We start from the raw sequence: 23847 nt of genomic DNA, 5'->3' as shown, positions 1-23847 counted from the left end.
CAAAGGGAAAGAGCTTTCGGATGAACATCCTCGTGTCCGGTGCCGGAGTGGCCGGACTGTCGCAGGCGCTGAACCTCGCCACCCGCGGCCACCAGGTCACCGTCATCGAACGCAGCGGCCACTTCCGCGTCAACGGCTCACCGATCGACGTCCGTGGTGACGCCCTCGGGATCGCCGAGAAGATGGGGCTGCTCGACCGGATCCGCGAGCAGCGGGTGCACATGACCGAGCGGAGCGTGTTCGTGGACCAGGACGGCGAACCGATCGTCCAGCTGCCGGTGAGCGAAACCAGCGACTCCGGCGACGACGTCGAGATCGCCCGCGAAGACCTGGCGAACCTGCTCGCCGGCGAACTGCCCGCCGGGACGACCGTGCGGTTCCACGACTCCGTCACCGCGCTGGCCGACGACGGCGACGGAGTCGACGTCCAGTTCGCTTCCGGCGCCGCCGGCCGGTTCGACCTCGTGATCGGCGCCGACGGCCTGCACTCCGCGGTCCGGCGGCTGGCGTTCGGGCCCGAGCGGGACTACCTGAAGTACCTCGGCTGCTACGTCGCCCTCAGCGAGCTGCCGTCGTCCGACGGCCAGGACGACCGGATCAACCCGATCTACAACTATCCCGGGCACATGGCGGGCATCACGCGGTACCACGACAAGGCGCTTGCCGTGCTGATGTTCCGCTCCGAGCTGCTCGACTACGACTACCACGACCTCGACGTGCAGAAGAAGATCGTGATCGACGCTTTCGCTGGGCACCCGGAGTGGAAGATCCCGGAACTGCTCGACGCCGTCCGCGACGACCCCGAGCTGTACTTCGACTCGGCGAGCCAGATCCACCTGCCCACCTGGCACACCGGACGGATCGTCCTGGTCGGTGACGCCGCGCACGCCGCGTCCGGTCTGTCGGGACGCGGCACGTCGCTCGCGCTGACCGGAGCCTGGTTCCTCGCCGAAGAGCTCGACCGGGCGAACGGCGACCACACCGTCGCGTTCGAACGCTACGAAGCCCGGCAGCGCCCCTATGTCCACACCGGACAGGCGAGTGTGGGCGCGGGCGCGGACCTGGTCGTGCCCGCGACGCGGGAGGCCATCAACGCCCGCAACAACCGGATCCTCGCGGCCGCGGCCGACGTCAGGAGCTGAGCCGACGACCGCTGCTGGCCGGAGACTCCTCGGCCGGAAAGACCCGCGCCCTGTTCGAGGCGGTGATGCCGGACTGGTGGCGCTGCGGGAGTCGCCGCGCATCCGGCCGGGCGGACGGTGCTGTGGCTGAACGAGCTGCAGGACTACCTCGACTTTGCCGGGGGCGTGCCGGGCGGCCAGGTCCGCGAGCTGATCGCGGCCGGGGTCGTGCTGGTCGCGACGTGCCGGCCGGGCGAGCACAGCAAGCGCGTGGCGCTGCCTGAGAAGGACCGGCCGGACCCGTATGCCAACGACCGGCGCCTGCTCGGTCCGGCTGACGTGCTGCACGTGCCCGCCGCGTTCAGCACCGACGAGGGGCGCCGCGCCAAGGACCTCGCCGGCACCGATCACCGGATCCGGACCACGCTCGACACCCCCGACGCCGGCTTCACACAGGTGATGACCGCAGGACCGGAACTGATCCGCCACTGGACACAGGCACCCGGCCACGCCATGGCGGTTATCACCGCTGCACTCGACACCCGCCGCGTCGGCGCCCACGCACCTCTCTACCCGCGACTCCTCGCCGGTGCCGCACCCGGCCACCTCAACGAGCAGGACGTGGCCACCGCACCCCAGACTGGCTCAAGGAGGCCGTGGACTACGCCACCAGGCTGCTGCAAGGCGCCACCGCCGCGCTCACTCCCGTTCCCGGCGGCATGGGGACCATCGCCGGCTACCTACACCAGCACGCCCTGCGAGTTCGCCGTCGCGAGCACCTTCCCGACGCCGCTGGCACGCCCTAACCCGCCACCACCCGGTATTCCGCGTGTGTACGGGGATCCGGTCAAGTCGCTGTGACGCCTGTGTGACCGTCTCACCCGTACGCTGGCGTTTCGGTCCGGAGCCCGACTCGGGGGCGGGGAGGGCGATGGATGAGGGTCTTGGTGGTCGAGGATCACGTGCGGCTCGCTCAGTCGGTGGCGCGGGTACTGCGGCGCGAGGGCATGGCGGTCGACGTGGCCTTCGATGGGGCAGCGGCGCTCGACCGGACCGTCGAGGTGGATTACGACGTGGTGGTCCTGGACCGGGATCTGCCGGGAGTGCCCGGCGACGAGGTGTGCCGCCGGCTGATGCGGGAGCCGCTGCGCACGCGGGTGCTCATGCTGACCGCCGCCGCGACCGTCGCCGACCGGGTGGCGGGGCTGTCCCTCGGCGCGGACGACTACCTGCCGAAGCCGTTCGCCTATCCCGAGCTGGTGGCGCGCATCCGGGCGCTCGGCCGGCGGGCCCAGCCCGCCGTGCCACCCGTCCTGGCGCGCGGTGACCTGGCACTGGATCCGGCTCGGCGGATCGCCACCCGGGCCGGGACGCGGCTGGCGCTCAACCCCAAGGAGCTGGCGGTCCTCGAATGCCTGCTGGCCGCTCAGGGCCGGGTGGTCTCCGCGGAGGAGCTCCTGGAACGGGTGTGGGACGAGGCCGCCGATCCGTTCACGACGACGGTGAAGGCCACCATGAACCGCCTGCGGTCGAAGCTCGGCGAGCCGCCCGTCATCGAGACGGTTCCCCGTGCCGGCTACCGGATCTGAGCTGAAGGAAGGAGTCCTCGTGGGCCTGATCTCCCGGATGTCCGGCACGCGGGTCCGGCTGCGGCTCACCCTCTTGTACGGCGTGCTCTTCCTGCTCTCCGGCGCCGTGCTGCTGACCATCACCTACCTGCTGGTCGGGCAGAGCGGGTCGAACGTCGCGCTGTCCACCCACACCACGTCGTCCGCCGGCGACCAGAGTGTCAGCGTCATCCTGGGTGAGGCCTTGCCTGCGGACTCCCGGCTGACCGATGCGGAGCGCCGGATCGCCGAGGTGGTCCAGGAGCAGGCCGTCCAGCAGCACGCGGCGACCATGCATCAGCTGCTCGTGAAGTCGGGGGTGGCGCTCGGCGTCATGTCGGTCATCGCGGTCGTGCTCGGCTGGCTGGTGGCCGGGCGGGTGCTGCGGCCGCTGCGGACCATGACCGCCACCATTCAGCTCATCTCGGCGCGGAACGTCCACGAGCGGCTCGCTGTCACCGGTCCGCGCGACGAGGTGAAGAGCCTCGCGGACACCGTTGACGGGCTGCTCGGCCGGCTGGAGTCCGCGCTCGAGTCGCACAAGCGGTTCGTGGCCAACGCCGCGCACGAACTGCGGACGCCGCTGACGCTGGAGCACGCCCTGCTGGAAGAGAGCGTCCTCGACACCGACGCGACGGCGGAGGGTTTCCGCGCCCAGTTCAAGGAGCTGATGGTCGTCAGCGACCAGCAGGCCCGGCTCCTCGAGTCACTGCTCGTCCTGGCGACCAGCGAGCGCGGCCTGGACCGCCGGGAGAGCGTCGATCTGTCGGGACTGACCGGCGACGTGCTCCAGGCGGCCGAACCGAAGGCACGGCACCACGACCTGGCCGTCGATGCGGAGGTCATGCCCGCGCGCGTCACCGGCGACCCCGTGCTCGTCGCGCGGATGGTGGCCAACCTGGTCGACAACGCGCTGAGCTACAACGTCGCGGGCGGGCGGGTCGAGGTGGCGACGGGCACCGAGGACGGGCGTGCCTTCCTGTCGGTGGCCAACACGGGGCCGCTCGTTCCGCCGGAGTCGGTGGAGCTGTTGCTCAGCCCGTTCGAACGGCTCGACCGCGCGGCCGCCGACGACGGTCACCACGGCCTCGGGCTGTCCATCGTCGACTCGATCGCCGCGGCCCACTCGGCGGACCTGACCCTCTGCGCCCGGCCGACCGGTGGCCTCCGGATCAGAGTTCTGTTTCCTGGTGAGGAAAGCACGGTTCTTGTGCCCGTGCTGTGACCGGTCGTGGAGTAGAACTTCACGCATGCCGACGAACAAACGTCCACTGTGGACCATCTCCGCATCGTTTCTGCTCCTGGCCGTGACAGCTGGTTGCGCCGCGGAGCAGGACCCGAAAGTCGTGACCGCGAACCCCGGCGCCACCAGCAGTTCAGCTCCGGCGGGCAACGGCGAGGCTTCGCTGCTGAAGTTCTCGCAGTGCATGCGCGATCAGGGCTTCTCGTGGTACCCCGACCCTCAGCCCGACGGCGGTTTGGTGGTGCACAACCCCGACGGCGTCGACCAGAGCAAGCTGGCGAAGGCCGAGGAAGCGTGCAAGAAGTACCAGCCCGGCCAGGGCGGGCAGGGCCCGCTTCCCGCTGAGGACCTCAAGAAGATCCAGCAGGTGTCGCAGTGCATGCGGGATCACGGATTCGCGAAGTACCCGGACCCCGACGCGAACGGTTCCATCACGGTCGACTCGCGGGCGCTCGGTGTCGAGCCCGGCGACCCGGCCTTCCAGAAGGCGATGCGGGAGTGCCAGAAGTACCTGCCGGCGCCGAAGAACAGCAAGGGAAACTCTTGATGGGTGCGCGACGCACCACGGGCGTGGTCGCCGGCGTGGTCTCGGCCGGGGCCGTGGTCGCCGCGATCACGGTCGTCACCCTGCCGGACGCCGCCAGCAGCCCCGTCCCGGCCACGACGACGCCGGCGACCACCACCGAGATCACCGAGCAGACGCTCACCGACCGGGAGAACCACGGCGGCACCCTCGGCCACGGCGACACCACGACGGTCTCCTCGCGCGAGGACGGCACCGTGACCGGGCTGCCGGCCGAAGGAGAGACCGTCACCCACGGCGCGGCGCTCTTCCGCCTCGACAACAAGCCGGTCACCCTGCTCTACGGCTCGCTTCCCGCCTATCGCCCGCTTTCGGCGGGTGTCAAGGGCGCCGACGTCAGGCAATTCGAGCAGAACCTCTGGGCACTGGGCTACCGGGGATTCACCGTCGACGAGAAGTACGACGCCTCGACCGCCTCCGCGGTCGAACACTGGCAGAAGGACCTCGGTCTCCCCAAGACCGGCTCGGTCGGCCCCGGCCAGATCGTCTACGCCACCGGCGACGTGCGCGTGGACTCGCTCAGCCTGCAGGTAGGAGCCGTGGTCGGGCCCGGCGCCGCGGTCGAGAAGGTCGCCGACACCACGCCACTGGTCACGGTCGAGCTGGACATGACCTCGGCGCGCCTGGCCAAGCAGGGCGCCCCGGTGCAGGTCACGACGTCTGACGGCAAACCCGTACCGGGCCGGATCACCAAGGTCGTCACGGTCGTGAGCCCCGGCGAGAACGGCGACGGGTACACCACCAAGATCCACGTGACGATCGGCTTCACCTCGCCGGTCCAGAGCCCCAACCCGGCCGCCGTCACCGTGGCGTTCACCGCCGGCGAACGGCCCGCTGTGCTCGCCGTTCCGGTGGTCGCGCTGCTCGCACTCGCCGAAGGCGGGTACGGGGTGCAGGTCGCCGACGGAGGCACGACGCGGATCGTGGCCGTCGAGACCGGACTCTTCGCCGACGGCAAGGTAGAGATCACCGGGGCCGGGTTGCGGGCCGGCCTGAAGGTGACGGTGCCGTCATGAACCCCGTCGCGACCGCCGTGCCTGCCGTCGTGGAGGCCGTCGCCCGCCCGGTGATCGAGCTCGCCGGCGTCACCAAGACCTATCCCGGTGGGGTCACCGCGCTTCGCTGCGTCGATCTCGTCGTCGGCTACGGCGAACTACTGGCGATCGTCGGGCCTTCGGGCTCGGGCAAGTCCACGATGCTGCACCTGATCGGCACCCTGGACCGGCCGTCGCAGGGCACCGTCCGGATCGACGGCCACGACGTCGCGGCCCTGTCCGACCGGCAGCTGTCCGCGCTGCGCGCCGGGCGCATCGGCTTCGTCTTCCAGCAGTTCCACCTCGCACCGGGAGTCGACGCACTCGGCAACGTCGCCGACGGCCTGCTCTACACCGGAGCCGGCAAACGGGCCCGCGAACGGCGCGCCGAGGCCGCGCTGGCGCGGGTCGGCCTGGCCGACCGGCTCACCCACCGTCCGCACCAGCTCTCCGGCGGCGAACGCCAGCGGGTCGCCATCGCCCGCGCCGTCGTCGGCGACCCGCCGCTGCTGCTCGCAGACGAGCCGACCGGAAACCTCGACTCCGCCTCCGGCGCCGGGGTGATGGGGCTGCTGCACGAGTTGCACGAGACCGGCACGACGGTCCTGGTCATCACGCACGACCGCGACATCGCGGACAGCCTGCCACGCCAGGTGTCCATGCGTGACGGGCAGGTGATCTGAGATGTCCCTCAAACCTGCCCGGCTACGCCCCTCGGACCTGGCCCGGCTCGGCGGTTACGGCCTGCGCTCGCGCCCCCTGCGCGCCGTGCTGTCGGCGCTGGGCATCGCGATCGGCATCGCGGCGATGACCGCCGTGGTCGGCATCTCCGCCTCCAGCCGCGCCGGCCTCGACCAGGAACTCGCCGCGCTCGGCACCAACCTGCTGACGGTGTCGCCCGGCACCACGATGTCCGGCGAACAAGCCACGTTGCCCGACGAGTCGATCGCCATGATCAACCGGATCGGGCCGGTGCGGTCGGCCACCGCGACCGGCGCGCTCAGCGGCACCTACGTCTACCGCAACGACCGGATCCCCGCGGCGCAGTCGGGCGGTCTGTCCGTGCAGGCGGCCCGGCTCGACCTGCTCGACGCGGTCGGCGGCGTGCTTGACCACGGCTCCTGGCTCAACGCGGCGACCGACCGGTACCCGGCGGTGGTGCTCGGTGCGACGGCGGCCGAGCGACTCGGGAACGTGCCGGCCGTCTACATCGGCGGCCGGTGGTGGGTCGTGGCCGGAGTGCTGCGGACGCTGCCCCTCGCGCCGGATCTCGACTCCGCGGTGCTCATGGGGTGGCCGGCGGCCACGACCTACCTGGGCTTCGACGGGCATCCGACGAAGGTCTACACGCGGTCGGTGGAGTCGCAGGTCGAGGCGGTACGCGCGGTGCTCGCCCCCACGGCCGACCCGCAGGCGCCGGGTGAGGTGCAGGTGTCGAAGCCGTCCGACGCGTTGGTGGCACGCCGTGCCACGAACGCGACGTTCACCGCGCTGCTGCTCGGACTGGGCGCGGTCGCACTGCTCGTGGGCGGGATCGGCGTCGCCAACACGATGGTGATCTCGGTACTGGAACGACGCCCGGAGATCGGCCTGCGCAGGTCGCTCGGCGCCACCCGAGGCCAGATCCGGACCCAGTTCGTCGCGGAGTCGCTGCTGCTGTCACTGATCGGTGGCGCGTCCGGCGCGCTGCTCGGCTACCTGGTGACCGGGGTGTACGCCAAGACGCAGGAGTGGCCGACCGTGGTGCCGGGGTGGGTCCTCGCGGGCGGCGTCGGCGCGACCGTGCTCATCGGCGCGACAGCGGGCCTCTACCCGGCGATCCGCGCCGCCCGCCTCGCCCCCACCGAGGCCTTGGCGACGACCTGACGGGCGTCGTTCCCGATGCACTTGGCCGTCATCGTGCAACATCCAGACCACCGAGTGGCTCACCGTTCGACATGACAGCGCCGGCTGGAGCCCAGCGATCAACGTCTCGACGTTCACGCCCTGCGTGTGACCGCCTGGTGGGCGCATCTCCGAGAATGGCGTTGCGCCCACCCGGGTTTGTCAAACGAGCGGTGTAACCCGGGCTGAAGGCGCCGTTGCGTGAGTTGCCCGTCCCGCGGCCAGCCGGGTCGCGCTTGTCACAGCCGAGATGGTCGGTGACCTCACCCTCGAGCGCGGACTCCACCAGCCGCTTGGTCAGCTGCGCCACGAGTTGCTCCTCCAGACCGGTCTCGGGCTTCGAATCCTCAGCGCTTTCACGCCGGACATCATGTGGGTCAAAGTCCAGCGCCCGTTGGGCGGCAAGCGGAGCGCTCTTTCCTTCCGGACCGAAGTGATCGAGTCCTTCGATGGTCTCGAGCGTGGCGTTCGGCAGAGTGTCGCGGAGAGGGCCGAATGACCCGGCCCCGATTGTGCGGCCGCCACGCAGCAGCAACACCAGGGGCGGAAACCGTTCCGAACGCGGCAAGGTGCCCGGCTTGGGCGGTTATCTGCTGGTGCTCGACCAGGTTGGTCTCGAGCAGCGGTTGCATCCGTTGCCAGCTCCGCCCTCTGAAAGCGATGCGCAGGTACCAATGCGGCAACTTCGTCAAGATGCGTGGTGCGCCGCCCGCGCCCCGGATGAAGTGGACGAACGCGCCGTAGTCGTCGCCGGCTGCCAGTCGTTGCCGGTAGGGCGCCATCCAGTCGGTGGGAACGGGGCCTATCGAGAGCGAAGAAACCTCGGCACTCGCCATCCGCTCCGAAGACCCGGCCCGCACAGTCGAAGCCGCGTTCGCCATCCTGGAACACGGCTGGCGCGCCTCACCGCGCTGAGCTGCTTCTCAGCTGGCCCCCGCCACTCGTCCCAGGCGGTATGGGTTGTCTTGACAGCATGCCGGGTGAACACCCTCTTCTGCTGCAATGAGGATGTGGGCGGCGGCGCTCGTGTGACCGCTGCGTGGTGTCCCGATGGGATCACCGCCGGGACACCAGCCGGCCGGCCGCGACGAGGAGCCGCCGGAGCTCACGCCGATCGTGTTCGTCCAGCTCTGCCAGAACCCGATCCTCGGCCTCGGCCACCTCGGGGTCGAGGCGCGCAAGCACGGTCACACCCTCGCGCGTCAACGTGGCAGGCAACGACCTCCCGGACGACACCGTGGCGGGTCGCGCCACCAGACCGCGATCCTGCAGCGCGAGAACCACCTTGTTCATCGCCTGCGGCGACACCTGAGCCTCGCGGGCCAACTGGGCGTTGGACTTCGGCGACTGCGACAGCATCCGCAGGCAGAGGTACTCGGGCGCCGCCAGCTCCGACGGCTCGAGCACGGTGGTGGCCACCTCGGCGCGCAAGGCCGCGGTGACCCGATGCAGCAGGTAACCGAGCGGCTCGTCCCGGACGTCTTCCATGTCAACCATGTTGACATATATCAACCTGGTTGACACTCTGGAGGCATGACCAGCTCATCCAGCGACGCGTTGTTCGAATCCGCCTATCGAGGTCAAGCGCCCGAGATGGGACAGGGCTTCCGGCCGCCGTGGAGTATCGGCGAACCGCAACCCGAGATCGCCGCGCTCATCGACACGGGCGCATTCCACGGTGAGGTCCTCGACGCCGGCTGCGGCGAGGGCGCAACGTCGCTCTACCTCGCCGAGCGGGGCTTCACGACCGTCGGCCTGGACCTGTCGCCGACCGCGATCGAGCTCGCACGTGCGGAAGCCGACCGGCGCGGCTTGACCAACGCCGGCTTCGCGCTCGCCGACATCAGCACCTTCACCGGCTACGACGGCCGTTTCGGCACCATTGTCGACAGCACCTTGTTCCACTCGATGCCGGTCGAGCTGCGTCAGGGATACCAGGAATCGATCGTGCGCGCCGCAGCACCCGGCGCATCCTATTTCGTGCTGGTGTTCGACAGCGCGACCGTGCCCTCCGGCAGGGTCAACCCCGTCTCCGCGGCGGAACTGCGGAAGGTCGTGGGCGCGTACTGGACGATCGACGAGATCCGGCCGGCCCGCATCCACGCCAACGTCCCCGAGAACTTTCCCGACTTCGCGGACTTCGCCGGCGGCGATGTCCGGAACGAGGGCAACGGCCGCAAGTCGACACCGGCCTGGCTGCTGTCGGCACACTTGTCCTGAGCACAACGTCGCACCGAGACACTGCCTTCGGTCGAGACCACCGTTGCCGGCGTCACCGTGGCGATGCGCCGGCAGCCGCACCTGACGGGCACCGGGGCGGCAAGAACATGTTCTCTCGGTGTTCAACCCACGAGTGCGCCCCCAAAGGGTGCTGTCGTACCGGGGTTCACGGCGTGTTGCTGTTGCTGAACTTGGACTAGGGCGTGTCTCCTAATTATGTGATCTCTCGGGCCGAGGATGGGCGAATAGTGCGCGCTGAGGTGTTTTCTGATGAGTTGTGGGCGTTGATCGAGCCGGTGCGGCCCAGTCCTGGTGTGCGGGCGGGTCGCCCGTGGAACGATCATCGTTTGACGCTCAAGGGGACCGTGTGGCGGTATCGGGTCGGTGCCCCGGGGGCGGGATGTACCGGACTTCGGGGCCTGGCAGTCCCCATGGATGCGTCCCCGATTAGGGCGTCAACGTGCTGTCAGCCCGATCATGGTGTGGGGTGACGTGGCACGACCGACAGCTCGGGTATTGACGTTGCTCGAGTTATTGCAGTCCGGCGGCACCCGTACCTCTGCTGAGCTGGCCGAGCGGCTGAACGTGGATGGACGCACGGTGCGCCGCTACGTGGAGCACCTGCGCGCCCTCGGCATTCCGGTGGATTCCGTGCGTGGTCGTTACGGCGGTTACCGACTGGCGCGCCACTACCGGATGCCTCCGTTGATGCTCACCGACGAGGAAGCACTGGCGGTCGTCTGGGGGCTTCTGCTGACGGGCCGGCCGGGGTCCGGGCCGGCCACGATCGGTGACGTGGAGGCCGCCACCTCGAAGGTGCGCCGGGTACTGCCCCCGGCCCTGGCACGACAGATCGACGCAGTGGTCGAAACCGTGAATTTCACCGACGGTCGGATCGGCGAGGCCGAGCGCACCGGGGGTGGCGAGGAAGCAAGCGCGAAAGTGCTTCTCGGACTGGCGCAGGCGGCGAGAGACCGGCGTCCGATCGCCTTCGACTACATGCCGCGGCACGGGCGTGCACGGTTACGCACCGTTCATCCGCACGGAATCGTTGCCATGCACGGGCTGCTCTACCTCACCGGCCACGACGTCGGGCGCCAGGCGGAGCGGACGTTCCGCCTGGACCGCATCGCCGGCCTGCGCCTGCTGGAGGGCACGTTCGAGGTGCCGGATGACCTGAACCCGGTGCAGCGGGTTGTGGGACCGCTCGCGGCGGGTCCCGGGCGACATGAGGTGTCAGTGCTCGTCGACGCTGACGCAATGCATGTGCGAGCGTTGTTCCCGGAGACGCTGGCGTCGGTCGAACCGGTAGCCGGCGTCGCCGGAAATGGCCACTGGCTGAGAATCTTCGTACGTGCGGAACGTCTGGAATGGGTCGCGGGAAGATTGGCCGCTCTCGATCGACCGTTCGTCATCGAGCAGCCGAAAGCTCTGCACGGGGTCGTTGCCGCGCTGGGACAGAAGCTGATCGCCGCGGCGACCGTCGATCCCAGCGGTGACTCGGGCTAGGACCGCGTGGCGCTCGCACGGACTCCAACGGCACGAGGAGCACCCGATCGCGAAGCAGGCCTGCGTCTGTGGTCAGTCCGCGTTGTTGGTGGGCGGTGGCATCTTGGGTGTCCGGTTCTGCTGCAGTTGCAGCGCCTGCGGCGTGACCGGCGTGTAGAGGTTGACGAGTGACCCTTCGGGGTCGCGGATCAGAACAGACATGTTGCCCCAGGGCATCATCGTCGGCGCCTGCACGATGTCGAGGTCGTCGCCGAGTTCGGTCTTCATGAGGGCAAGCAGGGATTCGACGTCCTCCACGACGAACTCGACGATGGCGGTGCGGTTGGCGGCCGCTCGCGGTGGGTTGTCCGCGATGAAAGCGACTCGCTCCGGCGTGCTGAGCGCGAATGTCGCGGACGGTGTCACCAGCTCAACGAAGTCGTCAGTCAGGTACTGCGGGGTGGCGCCGGTGAGGACCTCGTAGAAGCGGACGAGTTGCGGCAGGTCGTTGGTGATCACGCGGACGGAGGCCAGTTGGACGGTGTTCGTTGTCATGATCACGACGCTATCCTGAATACTGGACATAACCTGTCCGGATTAGGCGTGTCTGCACGACGTACGACGTCTTCCCCGGCTTGCCGCCCTTGCGCGGGCGCCCGATCTTCACGCGCATGTCCCGGATACAGACATCGAATGTCGTTTCCATCACGCAGTCACCTCCGCGCGCGAGGACAGCCGGCGGTCCAGCTCGGAACGCCGGAACCGCACCTTCCCGTTGGGCAGCTTCAAGCACGTCGGTGCGCACTTCTTCGCGCGCCAGTCGTTGAACGTTGATCGGTTTATTCGCAGTTCGGCGCACACTTCTTCGAGTGTCATCATTGCGCCGGAACCATCTCGCGTAACCATGGAAATGAGACCTGTCGAGTTGGATTTGCACAGAGAGTGCCATTGAGCGGCTTCGTTCGCCCGTGCCAAATTCGTGATTAGCGTGATGCCCGGCTGCAGACACCCATTCTCATCTGCGCCGAGCGTGGTTATGACCACCTAGTGGGGCCTCTACGTCCAGCCCCTCGACCTGGCGTGGGCCCGATCAAGCCTGTCAAGGGGGCCGGTCTCTGGGAGTGGTGAGTGTGCGCGCGGGCTACCCCCTTGACAGGCTTGATAGCCCTTTTGGAGGTCGGCGAGATGGACGACAGGCACGCACTCGGCAGCCAATGCCAGGCCCTTCGGGATGTGCTTCCACACCCGGATCTGCACCGTGCGAAGGACCGGCGGCTGATCCGGTCACACGGCGACCGGCACTGCCCAGTCAGGAACGAGTTGCCGGTCGACAGTCCGCCGACGTCGCGGCCCGGCATGCGTGGCCACCGAACCTGGGTAGCGGATCCGGCCAATGTGGGCAACGATCACCGATCCGGCTCCAGCCGGGACGAGGCATGATTTCCTGACCGGTGATCACTGTGGCCTGCCGGCCGCGAAGTCGCCGAAAACAGCCCGCGATTTCGACATCGTTCCAGGGGGAGAATCATGCGCAGAGCCAACGCGCCACACCGGGCGGAAAGATCATGACGACGATCGAATCGACCGATCGTGCGGTGAACTCGATTTCCGGCAGGCGAATGGTGGAACTGGTCCGCACGCGCTGTGGTGACGACCTGGCCCGCGATGTCGAGGTGGTCGGGCGGGTGTTGCCGTTCAAGGTCAGTGCGCACGTGGTCGAGAACCTGATCGACTGGCACGCCGCGCCGGAAGACCCGTTGTACCGCTTGCTGTTCCCGCATCGGGACATGCTCACCGCGGCGGATTTCGGGCTGGTCGAACGGGCGCTCGGCGAGCCGGCCCGGCTGCGGCAGGTCGTCGCCGACGTGCGGTCGCGGTTGAACCCGCATCCGGGCGGTCAGCTCACCCGCAACGTGCCGCAGGACCAGTCGGGTCTGCAGCACAAGTACGCGGAAACGGTCCTTGTCTTCCCCCGGCAGGGGCAGACCTGTCATTCGTATTGCGCTTACTGCTTTCGCTGGGCGCAATTCATCGGGGAGCCGGGGCTGAAGCTCGCGGTGGACGGCCCCGAGGAGATGTCCGCGTACCTTCGCGATCACCGCGAGGTCACGGACGTCCTGCTGACCGGCGGCGATCCGCTGATCATGAAGACCGATCGGCTCGCCCAGTACGTCAACGCGCTGCTGCGACCGGGACTCGAGCACATCAGGACGATCCGGATCGGCACGAAGGCGCTGTCCTTCCACCCGGCGAGGGTGGCTGGCGGTGCCGATGCCGCGGAACTGCTGCGGCTGGCGGAAAGCGTCGTCGACAGTGGTCGTCAGCTCGCGTTCATGCTGCACTTCTCGCACCCGAGGGAATTGGAGCCGGAGCTGACCCGCACCGCGCTGCGGCTGCTGAGGGACACCGGCGCACAGTTGCGTTCACAGGCTCCGGTCGTGCGGCACGTCAACGACGACGCCGCGATCTGGGCTCGCATGTGGACGAACCAGGTCAACGCCGGAATCCACCCGTACTACATGTTCGTCGAACGGGACACCGGCGCACAGCACTATTTCGGGCTTCCGCTGACCCGGGCCCACGAGATCTACCGGGACGCCATCAGCCAGGTGTCCGGCCTCGCGCGCACGGCCCGTGGGCCCGTCATGTCGGCCACCCCGGGCAAGGTGGTCATCAACGGTGTGGTCGACCTGCCGCACGGCAGGGCGTTCGCGTTGCACTTCCTGCAGGCGCGCGATCCGGCCCTGGTCGGCCGGCCGTTCCACGCGAAGTGGGATCCGGCCGCCCAGTGGTGGGACGAGCTGGTTCCCCTGGGAAGCAACGACAAGACCTTCATCGAAGAGAACTCCTGAACGTCGATGCTGCACACACTGGCACCACCGACAAGGCGGAAGGCCGTGGGCGGCGTGGTCCGGGCCGTGGCCTCCGCGTGCTGTTTCGGCAGCGGGGCGCCCGCCACCAAGGCACTGGCCACGACGGGTCTGTCCGCTCTGCAGATAGCCCAGGCGCGGATGAGCGTCGCCATGGTGCTGCTGCTGGCGTTCGCGGTGGTCACCGTCCCACGGCAACTGGTGGTCCGCGCCGGTGACTGGGCGGCGGTGGCCGCGTTCGGCATCCTCGCGTTCTGCGTGAACCAGACCTTCTACACGGTGGCCGTCGGCCGGTTGCCGGTCGGGATCGCGCTCGTCCTGCTGTACCTGGCACCGGTGATGATCGTGCTCTGGGTGCGGTTCGTGCGTCGCGTGACGATGGCGAGGCGGGCTTGGCTCGGGGTCGGCGCGGTGGTCGCCGGGCTGATGCTGGTCGTCGAGGTGTGGTCGGGCTTCCGGCTCGACGTCATGGGCGTGCTGGCCGGCGTCGGCGCGGCCGGGGCGCTGACCGCGCGGTTCCTGCTTTCCGAACGGGGGTTGCGATCGCGCGGCCCGGTCGCGCTGGCCGCGCTCGGGACCACGGTCGGTGCGGTCGCCCTGGACGTCCTCTCGCCGGTCACGTCCTTCCCGTTCGCCCTCGCGTGGCACGGCCACGCCGAAATCGGCCGGTTTCAGGTGCCGGCCTGGGTGCTGCTGGGCTGGATCGCGGTGGTCTGCACCGTGTTGGCGTACTTGGCCGGCGTGAGCGCCCAGCAGCACCTGGCTCCGGCGGTGGTGAGCCAGTTCGCGACGCTGGAGGTGGTGGTCGCGGCGGTGCTGGCCGCCCTGCTGCTCGGCGAGCGGCTGTCGCTTCCGCAGGTGTCCGGGACGGCGTTGCTCCTCGCCGGGCTGCTCGCAGCCCAGACCGGCATGGCGCGTACCCACCTGGTCGACGTGTCAGCCGCCTACCGCTCCGGTGATCAGCCAGGCCGTGCCGCGGGCGCGCCACACCAGCGTCGTCAGGCGGGCCAGGATCCACACCCCGATCGCGAGCCACAGGGCTACCAGCCCGCCGCCGAGCAGGAATACCAGCAGCGCGCAGGGTAGGAACACCACCGTGGTGAGCACGCCCGCCACCGCGAGGAACCGCATGTCGCCCGCACCGATCAGCACGCCGTCGAGCACGAACAACGGACCGGCGAGCGGTTGCAGCAGGGCCACCACGAGGAGGCTGCCGAGCAACTGCGCCCGCACGGCGGGGTCGGTGGTGAACAGGGCGGGCAGCAGTCCTCGGGTGGCGAGCAGGAGCAGGGCGAACACCACGCCGCAGGCCAGTCCCCACTGGGTCATCCGCCAGGTGGCCGTCCGCGCGCGCCCGACGTCCCCGGCGCCGAGGTAGCGGCCGGTGATCGCCTGCCCGGCCACCGCGATGGCGTCCAGCGCCAGTGCCAGCAGCCACCACACCTGGAAACCCACCTGGTACGCGGCGATCTCGGCGTCGCCCATCCTGGTGGCCACCACGGTGCTCACGACCAGCACGACCCGCAGCGACAAGGTGCGGATCACCAGGTTGAAGCCGGCTTTCGCGGCGAGGCGCAGCCCGGCGAGGTCCGGCCGCACGAGGACGTTCTGCCGTTGTGCCTTGCGCAGCACCGCGAGGCCGTACACCAGGCCGCCCACGGTCTGCGCGGTCACCGTGCCGAGCGCGGAGCCGCCGATCCCCCAGCCGAACCCGAACACGAAGGCGGCGTTGAGCGCCGCGTTGGCCGCGAACATGCCGACCGAGACCACCAGGGGCGTACGGGTGTCCTGGAGACCACGCAACACCCCCGTGCCCGCCAGGGTGACCAGCATGCCGGGCACGCCGAACAGGCTGATCCGCAGGTAGGTCACGGCCGCCGGGGCGACCGCGGACGACGCGCCGAACGCGTGCACGATCCACGGCGTCAGCGGCCAGCCGACCACGAGCACGGCCAGCCCGATGCCGACGGCCAGCCAGATGCCGTCCACGCCCTGGCGGATCGCGGCGGGCAGGTTGCCGGCGCCCACCTGCCGCGCCACGGCCGCGGTGGTGCCGTACGCCAGGAACACGCAGATGTTGAGCAGGGTGCCCAGCGCCTGACCGCCGACGCCGAGTCCGCCCAGCGCGGCGGTGCCCAGGTGCCCGACGATGGCGGAGTCGGTGAGCAGGAACAGCGGTTCGGCGACCAGGGCGCCGAACGCGGGCACCGCCAGCCGGAGGATCTCCCGGTCGTGGGCCCCGCGTGCGGGTTTTCCGTCGGCTTGCCGGCTCATCGTCACCCCTCGGTCGTGCGGTGCCGCCCGAGTTCGCCGGCGACCAGGCCGAGGAACCGCGAACGCGCGGTGTGGAGGAAGAAGTGGTCGCCCGGGATCTGGTGCGCGAGGAACCGGCCCTTCGTGCACTCCCGCCAGGCGAGCAGGGACGGCAGGCTCACAGCCGCGTCGCGGGCGCCGCCGAACGCGGTGATCGGGCAGTTCAGCAGCGGGCCGGGGCGGTAGTGGTAGCGGTCGGACATGCCGAAGTCGGCGCGCAGCACCGGCAGCATGATCTCCATCAGCTCGTCGCTCCGAAGGACTTCCGGGGCCGTCCCGTTCATCGCGGCGAGCCGGTCACGGAGCTCCCGCGTTCCCCGGACCGGACCGGGCGGCTGCCGGGGCGGGCGCACCGCGCCGCGCGCCGAGGCCGTGATCAGGTGCCGCACCGGGACGTCGTGGTCCTGCTCCAGGCTGAGTGCCGGCTCGAAGGCGAGGAAGGCGCCGAAGCTGTAGCCGAGCACGGCCACGGGTTCGCCGGCCTCCGCCAGGACGATCGCGGCGAGGTCCCGCACCAGCGCGGGCAGGTCGGTCGCGGGCGGTTCCCGGTGGCGCACGCCCCGGCCGGGCAGTTCCAGCGGCCGCAGCCGGATCGACGCCGGCAGCTCCTGCGGCCAATCGGCGAAGACGCGCGCGGACCCACCCGCGTAAGGGAGGCAGAACAGCTTCATCCCGGACGCTCACCGGTGCCGTCGCGCAGCCGCGCCGCCAGCCCCGGCAGCAGCGGTGCCGCCAGCTCCGCGATCGCCCGCAGCCCGTGCCCGGCCAGGGCCGGGTCGGTGCCGGCCCGCGCCGCCAGCAGCGCGAGCAGGTTCGCGGTGGACTCGGCGGCCTGGCGCAGGCTGAAGGTTTCCAGTGTGTAGGCGCGCCGCATGCGGTCGCGGTAGCGGGACAGCAACGCGGGTTCCGGGCCCTCGGCCGCCGGCCCGCCCGCGGCCTCGATCGCGGCCAGCGGTTCCCACAGCCGGGTGGCCACGGTCTTGCGGAACTCCGGCTCGGTGAAGTTCGCGCTCTGCTGCTCCGGGTTGTCCAGGGCCAGGTAGAACCGCACGCTGTCGGCCCCGTGCGTGCCGACGAGGTCGCGGGCCCACACCAGGTGCCGCCTGCTGGTGGAGAACTTGGCGCCGTCGAGGTGGTAGAACTCGTTGGTGACGATGGCCGTCGGCGCGAGCAGGTCACCGTGCGCGAAGCTCATGCCGAGGTGCGCCAGGGAGAAGTAGAAAGTGTTGTCGTAGCCGAGGAACTGCACCAGCTCGTAGCCCGAGTCCGGCGCCCACACGCCCGCGCTCGAGTCCGGCGCGCGCCGGACCCGCGCCACCTCGGCCATGTGCATGAGGCCGGGCAGCATCTCCGCCCACACGTTGAACACCTGCCCGGCGAATCCCGCGAACGGCACCGGCACGCCCCAGTCCGCCGGGTAGGTGACCGGGAAGTCGGGCAGCGGCCGCGCCAGCATCTCGTCGACGAACCGCAGCACCCGGGGCCGCATGGTTTCGCGGCGGCGAGCGAAGAACCCGGAGATCTGCTCGCGGTACTGCTCCAGCGGCAGCACCAGGATCTCGACCTCGCGCGGCCGGACCCGGCTCCGCGCGGGAGCGCCGGTGCCGACGCCGAACAGCAACGAGCCGGGATCGTTGGGGTGCCCGCAGCTTTCGCAGATCGCCCCGGAAGTGGTGGCGAAACACTCCGGGCAGTAGCCGTTGACGAACGCCTCCAGCAGGTACCGCCCGGTCCGCTCGCAGTAGGGGAAGGTCCACTTGCGACGGACCAGCTTTCCGCGATCGCGCAGCCTCGTGAAGAACGCCCGCACGCGGGCCAGGTACACCTCGTCCACGGTGGTGAACGCGTCGATGTCGATGCCGGCCAGGCACAGCGTCTCCCGGATGTCCCGGCCGCACCGGGCGGCCAGCTCGGCCGGGGCCAGGTTCAGCGCCTGCGCGGTGGTCACCACGTAGGTCTGGTGGTCGTCGCCGCCGCTGGCGTAGAGCGCCTCGTGCCCCAGCAGCCGCTGGGCGCGGCAGAACACGTCGGCCCCGAGGTAGGGTCCGGACAGGTGACCGACGTGCAGGTCCCCGTTGGTGGTCGGCGGGGTCGCGGTGACCAGGAAGCGTCTCACGGCCGCGACCCGAACGGTCCCGCGGACCACACCGACACCAGTTCGAGCTCGTCGGTCGCCGAGTGGTTCTCGAAGTAGTGCACCTGCCGGGAGGCCACGACCAAGGCGTCTCCGGGCGCGATCGCGGTCACCTCGTCGTCGACGTGCACCAGCCCCGCACCGCGCACCACGTAGAACTGCTCGTGGTCGACGTGCGAGTGCGGGGTGGACACCGCGCCCGGCCCGACGACACACACACCGAGGCCGGTGTCCGACGGGCCGGTGTGCCCCCACGGCAGGATCCGGCGGAACACGCAGCCGTACTCCTCGCGGGTCACTGCCTCCGCGCGACGCTGGATCTGGATGCTGGTCATTTGTCGGCTCCTTCGAGGTGGATCGGGAGGGGAGTCGGCTCGCCGGCGGGGTCGCCGAAGGTGGCGGCCAGGATGTCCGCGGCGCGGTGCGCTTGCACCGACAGCAGAGTGCTGGACAGGCCGTGCGTGTGCTCCGCGGCGCCGTGCAGGAACACCTTCGGCCGGAAGCGCTCGGTGGTCTCCACCGAGTAGTCCCGGCGGATCCGCAGCGCCCCGCCGGCGTCCCTCACCAGGTGGGGCTCGATGCCGGTCAGCAGGTCCCGGGCCTCCCGGAAGTCGTACCCGGTGGCCAGCACGACCCCGTCGTAGCGGTCGTGCGCGGTACCGCCGGTGAGCAGGTCGCGCAGAACGACCCGGACCAGGCCGGTGTCGTCCGTCGACGCGCCGGCGAGGTCGGTGAGCCGGCGGAGCCGCAGCCGGTCGCCGCCGTGCACCCGCTGGTCGTAGAGCAGCCCGGCGATGGAGCGGATGTCTTCGTCGTCGACGGCCCCGTAGTTGGTCATCCGCAGCTCGCCGAGGATCGCGCGGCGCCGAGCGGGTTCGGCGCCGTGGAACAGGTCCACTGACTCGGGGTTGAAGATCTCGTTGGCCAGCGGGCTGCTGTTCGCGGGCTGCAGGGCGAAACCGTGGTGGGCCAGGGTGACCCGGGCGGAAGGGAACTCGCCCGCCAGGTGCCGGAAGATCTCCGCGGCGCTCTGGCCCGCGCCCACGACGAGGAAGCGGTACGGCATCGCGGGGTCCCGCCGGCGGAACCGCGCGATGCCGTCGAGGAACCGGCTGCTGTGGAACACCGCGCCGCTCGCCAACGCGGCCGGTGCCACCCCGGACGGGATCTTCGGCCGCCCGCCAGGCGCCAGGGACAGGTGCTCGGCGAGCACCGTGCGCGGCGCACCCCGCCGGTCGAGGTGCTCGACCTCCAGATGCGTGACCACGCCGTCGCGGCCGGCGGCCGGGCGCACCCGGCGGGCCGCGCAGCCGTAGGAGACGTAGTGCGCAAGCCGTTCGGCGGCCCACCGGAAGTAGTCGGCGTACTCCCGCCGGGTCGGGTGCAGCGTGCCGAGGTTGAGGAACTGTTCCAGCCTTCCCTTGTGCACCAGGTAGTTGGCGAAGGTGTACGAGCTGGTGGGATCGTGCGGGGTGACCAGGTCCTTCAGGAAGGCCACCTGCATCCGGGCGCCGTCGAGGAGCATGTCCGGATGCCAGGCGAACTCCGGCTTCGCCTCGAGGAAGTGCACGCGCGCACCCACGGCCGGGTCGCGGGTGGACTCGCACACCGCGCTCAGTGACAGGTGCGAGGGGCCGAACCCGACGCCGAGCAGGCGGTAGCGCCGAACCGGTGACGTGGTCATCTGTCCTCCCCCGTCGACGTGCCGGCTAACCGGTCGCCAAGCGGCGTACCGTGCCCTCGCTGCCGAACAGGTCCCGCAGCGCGATGGTGAAGCCCTTCTCCTTCGCCAGGGCCACCACTTTCAGTGCCGCGAGCGAACTGCCGCCCAGCTCGAGGAAGGGCGTCCGCGCGTCGACCCGGTCCAGCCCGAGCACCTGGGCCACGACGCCGGCCAGTTCGGCCTCCCGGGCCGTCTCCGGCACCGCCGCCTCGACGCCGTCCCGTACCAGGGCGGGCGCGGGGGCGGGTGCCGCCCAGCCCGGGGTGCGGTCGACCGAGCCGACGAGTTTGCCGACCGAATCGGTGCCGGTGGCCAGGCTGATCGCGCCGAGGACCTCGCTCAGCGCGGTCATCACCCGGTTCACCGATTCGGCGTCGAAGTAGGCCAGGTCGTACTCGACTTGGAAGGACAGCCGGCCGACCGCCGTCACCCCCGCGGTGAACGGGTAGTTGGTCCAGCCGAAGTTCTCCTCGTGCCGCACCCGCACGCCGCCGAGTTCGTCCCAGCCGATGCCGTGCGGGATGTTCTCGAAGATCAGCAGTGACTCGAACAGCGGGTGGCCGCTGGGCAGTCCGGGGTTCTGCTGGATGAGCGGCAGCGGGTAGTTGTCGTTGGCGCGCGCGGTGATCTGGGTCCGCTGCACCCGCCGCAGCCAGTGCTCCAATGGCTGGTCGGCGTCCAGCGACAAGCGCATCGGCAGGATGTTCACGAGGATGCCGACCATCTCCTCGACCCCGGCCAGCGCCACCGGGCGGTGCGTGACGGTCATGCCGAAGCAGACGTCGTTCCGGCCGCTGATCCCGCCGATCACCGCGGCCCACGCGGCCTGCACCAGCGAATTGAGCGTCAGCTGGTGGGCGCGGCCGTAGGCGATCAGCCGTTCGGTCAGATCCTCGCTCATCGGGAAGGTGGCCGCGGCGTGCAGGTCGTGCCCGCTCGCGGACAACCCCCGTTGCACCGCCCGGCCGATGGCGGTCGGGCCGTTGAACCCGCTGAGCTGGTCGAGCCAGTACTCGCGCGCCGGGGCGGTGTCCTGCTGGCCGACGAAGGACACGTAGTCGCCGAACGGACGGGTCGGCGGCAGCGCGGGTGCTTCTCCGGCGCGCTCGGCGCGGTAGAACTCCAGGGAGTCACGCAGCATCAGGAACAACGACCACACGTCGAGGATGAGGTGGTGGTAGCTCAGCACGAGCCGGTGGCGCGCTTCGCCGACCCGGACCAGGGTCAGCCGGAACAGCGGAGCCCGCTCGAACGCGAAGCCACGCTGCCGGTCGTCGGACAGGTAGGCCACGAGCTCGGCGCGCTGGTCGTCCGAGGTGTCACCGGCCCAGTCCAGTACGGTCCACTCCACTTCGGCGTGCCGCTGCACCACCTGCACCGGCTCGGCCGGCCCCTCGGTGGCGATCCGGACGCGCAGGATCTCGTGCCGGTCCACCACCCGCTGCCAGGCCCGCCCGTAGGCCTCCGGGTCGAGCTCACCGTCGAGGGCGAAGAGGAACTGCTCCACGTAGACCGCGGACTCCGGATCGAGCAGGGAGTGGAACATCATGCCCGTCTGCATCTCGGTCAGCGGGTACACCTTCTGGACGCCGCGCAGGTCGTGCGCGCCGCCGTCCAGCGCGGCTTGGTCCCCGGGCGCGACGGCGAAGGCGGCCGGTACGAAAGCGGGTCGCCCGGCACCCGTGCGACGCAGCTCCTCGATGCGCGACGCCAGCTCCGCGACGGTCGGGGTGGCGAAGACCTGCGTCGCGGTCAGCCCGAGCCCGTCCCGGTCGGCGCGCGCGCTGATCATGAAGCCCTGGATGGAGTCGCCGCCGAGGGCCAGGAAGTTGTCGTGCACCCCGACTCCGGGCAGCGAAAGGACCTCGGCCCACAACCGGCACAGCTCGGCTTCCAGCTCGGTGCGGGGTGGGGTGTGGTCCTCGGCGAGTTCGAGGCGGGCTCCCGCCAGCTCTCCGATGGCCCGCCGGTCCACCTTGCCGTTGTGGGTCAGCGGCAGTGCGTCGAGCACCGAGAACGATGCCGGGATCATGTACTCGGGCAGGTTCCCGGCCAGGTGCCCGCGGATGCCGGCGGCGCTGGGCGGCGGGTCCGCGCAGGTGAGGTGGGCGACGAGCCGCTGGTGCCCGCCGACCCCGCGGCGACCGGACACGACCGCGCCGGTAATGCCCGGCACCTCCTTGAGCCGGGCCTCCACCTCGCCCAGTTCCACCCGGTAGCCCGCGATCTTGACCTGGTCGTCGATCCGGCCGAGCAGCTCGAACGAGCCGTCGCCGGCGCGCCGGCTCAGATCACCGGTGCGGAACACCCGGCCCGCGGCGGTGTCGGCGAACTTCGCCGCGGTCAGCTCGGGCAACCGGTCGTAGCCCTCGGCGATGCCGGCACCGGACAGGCACAGCTCGCCGGTCCGTCCGTCGGCGACGGGGCGCAGGTCCGCATCGAGCACCACCGGGTCGAGCTCGGCCGGGAAGCCGATCGGGACGAAGCCCTCGTACGCCGCACCGGGCAGGCATTCCCAGCAGGCCCCGTAGAGCGCTTCGGTGAGCCCGTAGATGTTGTAGAGCCGAGCGGGCAAGCCGGTGGCGAAGTACTTTTCCGGAAGCTCGCCCGGCATCGCGTCACTGCTGCAGAACACGTGCCGGAGCGAGGTGTTCGCCGCGAAGCCCGGACTGTCCAGCATTCCGGACAGCAACGCCGGCACCACCATCACCGTGGTCACCGCGGCGCCGGTGATCAGCTCGACCAGCCGGTCCGGGTCCTTGTGCTCGCCGGGCGGCACGATGACCGTGGTCCCGCCGGACAGCATCGGCCAGAACACTTCGCGAACCAGGTTGGTGACACTGAGCGTCGTGCGCAGCAGGTGCCGGTCGCCGGGCGGCAGCGGGAACCTTCGCTGGAGCCACTGCTGGCCGCTGAGCAGCGCCCGGTGCGTGAGCATCACGCCCTTGGGCACGCCGGTGGAACCGGAGGTGTAGAAGACGAAGGCGAGCGCGTCCGCCGGCAGGTCCACCCGGTCGTGACCGGTGTCGTCGTCGAGCAGGTCCTCCACCGCCACCGTGCGCGTGCCCGCCGGGTAGGGAGCGCCGAGCAGCGCGCGTTCGGTCAGTACCAGGCCGACCTGGGAGAACTCCAGGATCGCGGACCGCCGCGCGGGAGGGTCGTCCGGGTCGACGGGCACACAGACCGCGCCGGCCCGGAGCAACCCGAAGAGTGCGGGCAGCAGGTTCAGCGAGCGGTCCAGGTGCAGGCCGACGCGCTCGCCCGGGCGCACCCCCCGAGCGGCCAGCCCCGCGGCGACCCGGGTCGCCGCGGTGTCGACCTGGCCGAACGTGCTCGAGTCGCCGTGGTGGACCGCCGCTGTCCCGTGCGGCCTTTCCTGTGCCTGGACAGTGAGCAGATCGTGGAGGAACCGCATTCGGGGACACCCATCTTCCGGTTCTTCTTCATTGGTCGCCGAAACCGAAGTGTTTCGCGGGTCGCCGGACGCGGGATCGGTGAACACTGCCCGGTTTGGCCGCCTGGTTGCCCATCTTGAGCGGACGGACCCGCCGATGCGGGAAGGCTGTCGACGAGTTGTCGACGGACCGGGGAAAGGTGGAGGTGCGCCGAGGAGGGGTTTCCGGCGCG

At 70.3% G+C, this 23847-nt stretch carries 21 protein-coding genes and 1 pseudogene; 12 read left to right on the top strand and 10 right to left on the bottom strand.

Annotated features, from left to right (window positions below; all coding sequences use genetic code 11):
• Positions 1–20 precede the first annotated feature (20 nt).
• The 8 genes from ACIOD2_RS49690 to ACIOD2_RS49655 all read left to right on the top strand — a co-directional run bounded on the left by ACIOD2_RS49690 (position 21) and on the right by ACIOD2_RS49655 (position 7454).
• Positions 21–1142 carry an FAD-dependent monooxygenase gene (locus ACIOD2_RS49690; protein WP_400553114.1) on the top strand — a complete coding sequence of 374 codons (1122 nt, stop codon included), beginning with the start codon at positions 21–23 and terminating at the stop codon, positions 1140–1142.
• Positions 1143–1259: 117 nt separating this feature from the next.
• On the top strand, positions 1260–1982 hold the full coding sequence (locus ACIOD2_RS49685) for a hypothetical protein (RefSeq protein WP_400553113.1): 723 nt from the start codon (positions 1260–1262) through the stop codon (positions 1980–1982).
• Between the two features lie 74 nt (positions 1983–2056).
• On the top strand, positions 2057–2710 hold the full coding sequence (locus ACIOD2_RS49680) for a response regulator transcription factor (protein ID WP_400553112.1): 654 nt from the start codon (positions 2057–2059) through the stop codon (positions 2708–2710).
• Positions 2711–2729: 19 nt separating this feature from the next.
• Positions 2730–3953, top strand: coding sequence for a sensor histidine kinase (locus ACIOD2_RS49675; RefSeq protein WP_400553111.1), 1224 nt, complete (start codon positions 2730–2732; stop codon positions 3951–3953).
• Between the two features lie 82 nt (positions 3954–4035).
• Entirely contained in the window at positions 4036–4518 is a 483-nt protein-coding gene (locus tag ACIOD2_RS49670) for a hypothetical protein (protein ID WP_400553109.1), read from the top strand.
• On the top strand, positions 4518–5570 hold the full coding sequence (locus ACIOD2_RS49665) for an efflux RND transporter periplasmic adaptor subunit (protein WP_400553108.1): 1053 nt from the start codon (positions 4518–4520) through the stop codon (positions 5568–5570). The genes ACIOD2_RS49670 and ACIOD2_RS49665 overlap by 1 nt, the downstream gene beginning before the upstream one ends.
• Positions 5567–6271, top strand: coding sequence for an ABC transporter ATP-binding protein (locus ACIOD2_RS49660; protein ID WP_400553106.1), 705 nt, complete (start codon positions 5567–5569; stop codon positions 6269–6271). The genes ACIOD2_RS49665 and ACIOD2_RS49660 overlap by 4 nt, the downstream gene beginning before the upstream one ends.
• Position 6272: 1 nt before the next feature.
• Complete coding sequence (locus ACIOD2_RS49655; RefSeq protein WP_400553105.1) at positions 6273–7454, top strand: ABC transporter permease; 1182 nt, start codon at positions 6273–6275, stop codon at positions 7452–7454.
• 28 nt (positions 7455–7482) lie between these two features.
• Here the strand turns inward: ACIOD2_RS49655 and ACIOD2_RS49650 are convergent, their stop codons facing one another.
• Together ACIOD2_RS49650 and ACIOD2_RS49645 are read right to left on the bottom strand one after the other, a co-directional pair.
• The gene (locus ACIOD2_RS49650; protein WP_400553104.1) at positions 7483–8010 is read right to left on the bottom strand and encodes a hypothetical protein; all 528 of its coding nucleotides are present in this window, start codon (positions 8008–8010) and stop codon (positions 7483–7485) included.
• A 518-nt stretch (positions 8011–8528) separates the two neighbouring features.
• The gene (locus ACIOD2_RS49645) at positions 8529–8960 is read right to left on the bottom strand and encodes a MarR family winged helix-turn-helix transcriptional regulator (protein WP_400553103.1); all 432 of its coding nucleotides are present in this window, start codon (positions 8958–8960) and stop codon (positions 8529–8531) included.
• Positions 8961–9005: 45 nt separating this feature from the next.
• Between ACIOD2_RS49645 and ACIOD2_RS49640 the strand changes: the two genes are divergently transcribed.
• Together ACIOD2_RS49640 and ACIOD2_RS49635 are read left to right on the top strand one after the other, a co-directional pair.
• Positions 9006–9692, top strand: a complete 687-nt coding sequence (locus tag ACIOD2_RS49640) for a class I SAM-dependent methyltransferase (protein ID WP_400553102.1) — start codon at positions 9006–9008, stop codon at positions 9690–9692.
• A 516-nt stretch (positions 9693–10208) separates the two neighbouring features.
• A complete protein-coding gene (locus ACIOD2_RS49635; protein ID WP_400553101.1) occupies positions 10209–11201 on the top strand; it encodes a helix-turn-helix transcriptional regulator in 993 nt (330 codons plus the stop codon).
• Between the two features lie 72 nt (positions 11202–11273).
• Here ACIOD2_RS49635 and ACIOD2_RS49630 read toward each other — a convergent pair whose 3' ends face one another.
• Both ACIOD2_RS49630 and ACIOD2_RS49625 read right to left on the bottom strand, forming a co-directional pair.
• Positions 11274–11735 carry a VOC family protein gene (locus ACIOD2_RS49630; RefSeq protein ID WP_400553099.1) on the bottom strand — a complete coding sequence of 154 codons (462 nt, stop codon included), beginning with the start codon at positions 11733–11735 and terminating at the stop codon, positions 11274–11276.
• Between the two features lie 150 nt (positions 11736–11885).
• Entirely contained in the window at positions 11886–12056 is a 171-nt protein-coding gene (locus ACIOD2_RS49625; protein ID WP_400553171.1) for a helix-turn-helix transcriptional regulator, read from the bottom strand.
• Between the two features lie 689 nt (positions 12057–12745).
• On the opposite strand from ACIOD2_RS49625, the gene ACIOD2_RS49620 reads away from it, so the two are divergent.
• Both ACIOD2_RS49620 and ACIOD2_RS49615 read left to right on the top strand, forming a co-directional pair.
• Complete coding sequence (locus ACIOD2_RS49620; protein WP_400553098.1) at positions 12746–14032, top strand: KamA family radical SAM protein; 1287 nt, start codon at positions 12746–12748, stop codon at positions 14030–14032.
• 6 nt (positions 14033–14038) lie between these two features.
• Positions 14039–14932: pseudogene (locus ACIOD2_RS49615) on the top strand (EamA family transporter); the annotation flags it as partial.
• A 54-nt stretch (positions 14933–14986) separates the two neighbouring features.
• Here the strand turns inward: ACIOD2_RS49615 and ACIOD2_RS49610 are convergent.
• From ACIOD2_RS49610 to ACIOD2_RS49585, 6 genes are read right to left on the bottom strand one after another with little or no spacing between them, the layout of a single operon-like run.
• Positions 14987–16324, bottom strand: coding sequence for an MATE family efflux transporter (locus ACIOD2_RS49610; RefSeq protein WP_400553096.1), 1338 nt, complete (start codon positions 16322–16324; stop codon positions 14987–14989).
• A gap of 2 nt (positions 16325–16326) precedes the next feature.
• Positions 16327–17034: a thioesterase II family protein gene (locus ACIOD2_RS49605; RefSeq protein ID WP_400553095.1), complete on the bottom strand. Its 708-nt coding sequence runs from the start codon at positions 17032–17034 to the stop codon at positions 16327–16329.
• Complete coding sequence (locus ACIOD2_RS49600; protein ID WP_400553094.1) at positions 17031–18479, bottom strand: class I tRNA ligase family protein; 1449 nt, start codon at positions 18477–18479, stop codon at positions 17031–17033. The genes ACIOD2_RS49605 and ACIOD2_RS49600 overlap by 4 nt, the downstream gene beginning before the upstream one ends.
• A complete protein-coding gene (locus ACIOD2_RS49595; protein WP_400553092.1) occupies positions 18476–18832 on the bottom strand; it encodes a cupin domain-containing protein in 357 nt (118 codons plus the stop codon). The genes ACIOD2_RS49600 and ACIOD2_RS49595 overlap by 4 nt, the downstream gene beginning before the upstream one ends.
• Entirely contained in the window at positions 18829–20181 is a 1353-nt protein-coding gene (locus ACIOD2_RS49590) for a lysine N(6)-hydroxylase/L-ornithine N(5)-oxygenase family protein (protein WP_400553091.1), read from the bottom strand. Before ACIOD2_RS49590 ends, ACIOD2_RS49595 begins: the two co-directional genes overlap by 4 nt.
• 25 nt (positions 20182–20206) lie before the next feature.
• Entirely contained in the window at positions 20207–23635 is a 3429-nt protein-coding gene (locus ACIOD2_RS49585; protein ID WP_400553090.1) for an amino acid adenylation domain-containing protein, read from the bottom strand.
• Between the last annotated feature and the right edge of the window lie 212 nt (positions 23636–23847).

This window comes from Amycolatopsis sp. NPDC088138, assembly GCF_044741685.1.
Taxonomy (GTDB): Bacteria; Actinomycetota; Actinomycetes; order Mycobacteriales; family Pseudonocardiaceae; genus Amycolatopsis.
This window is presented reverse-complemented; position numbering and strand designations above follow the sequence as displayed.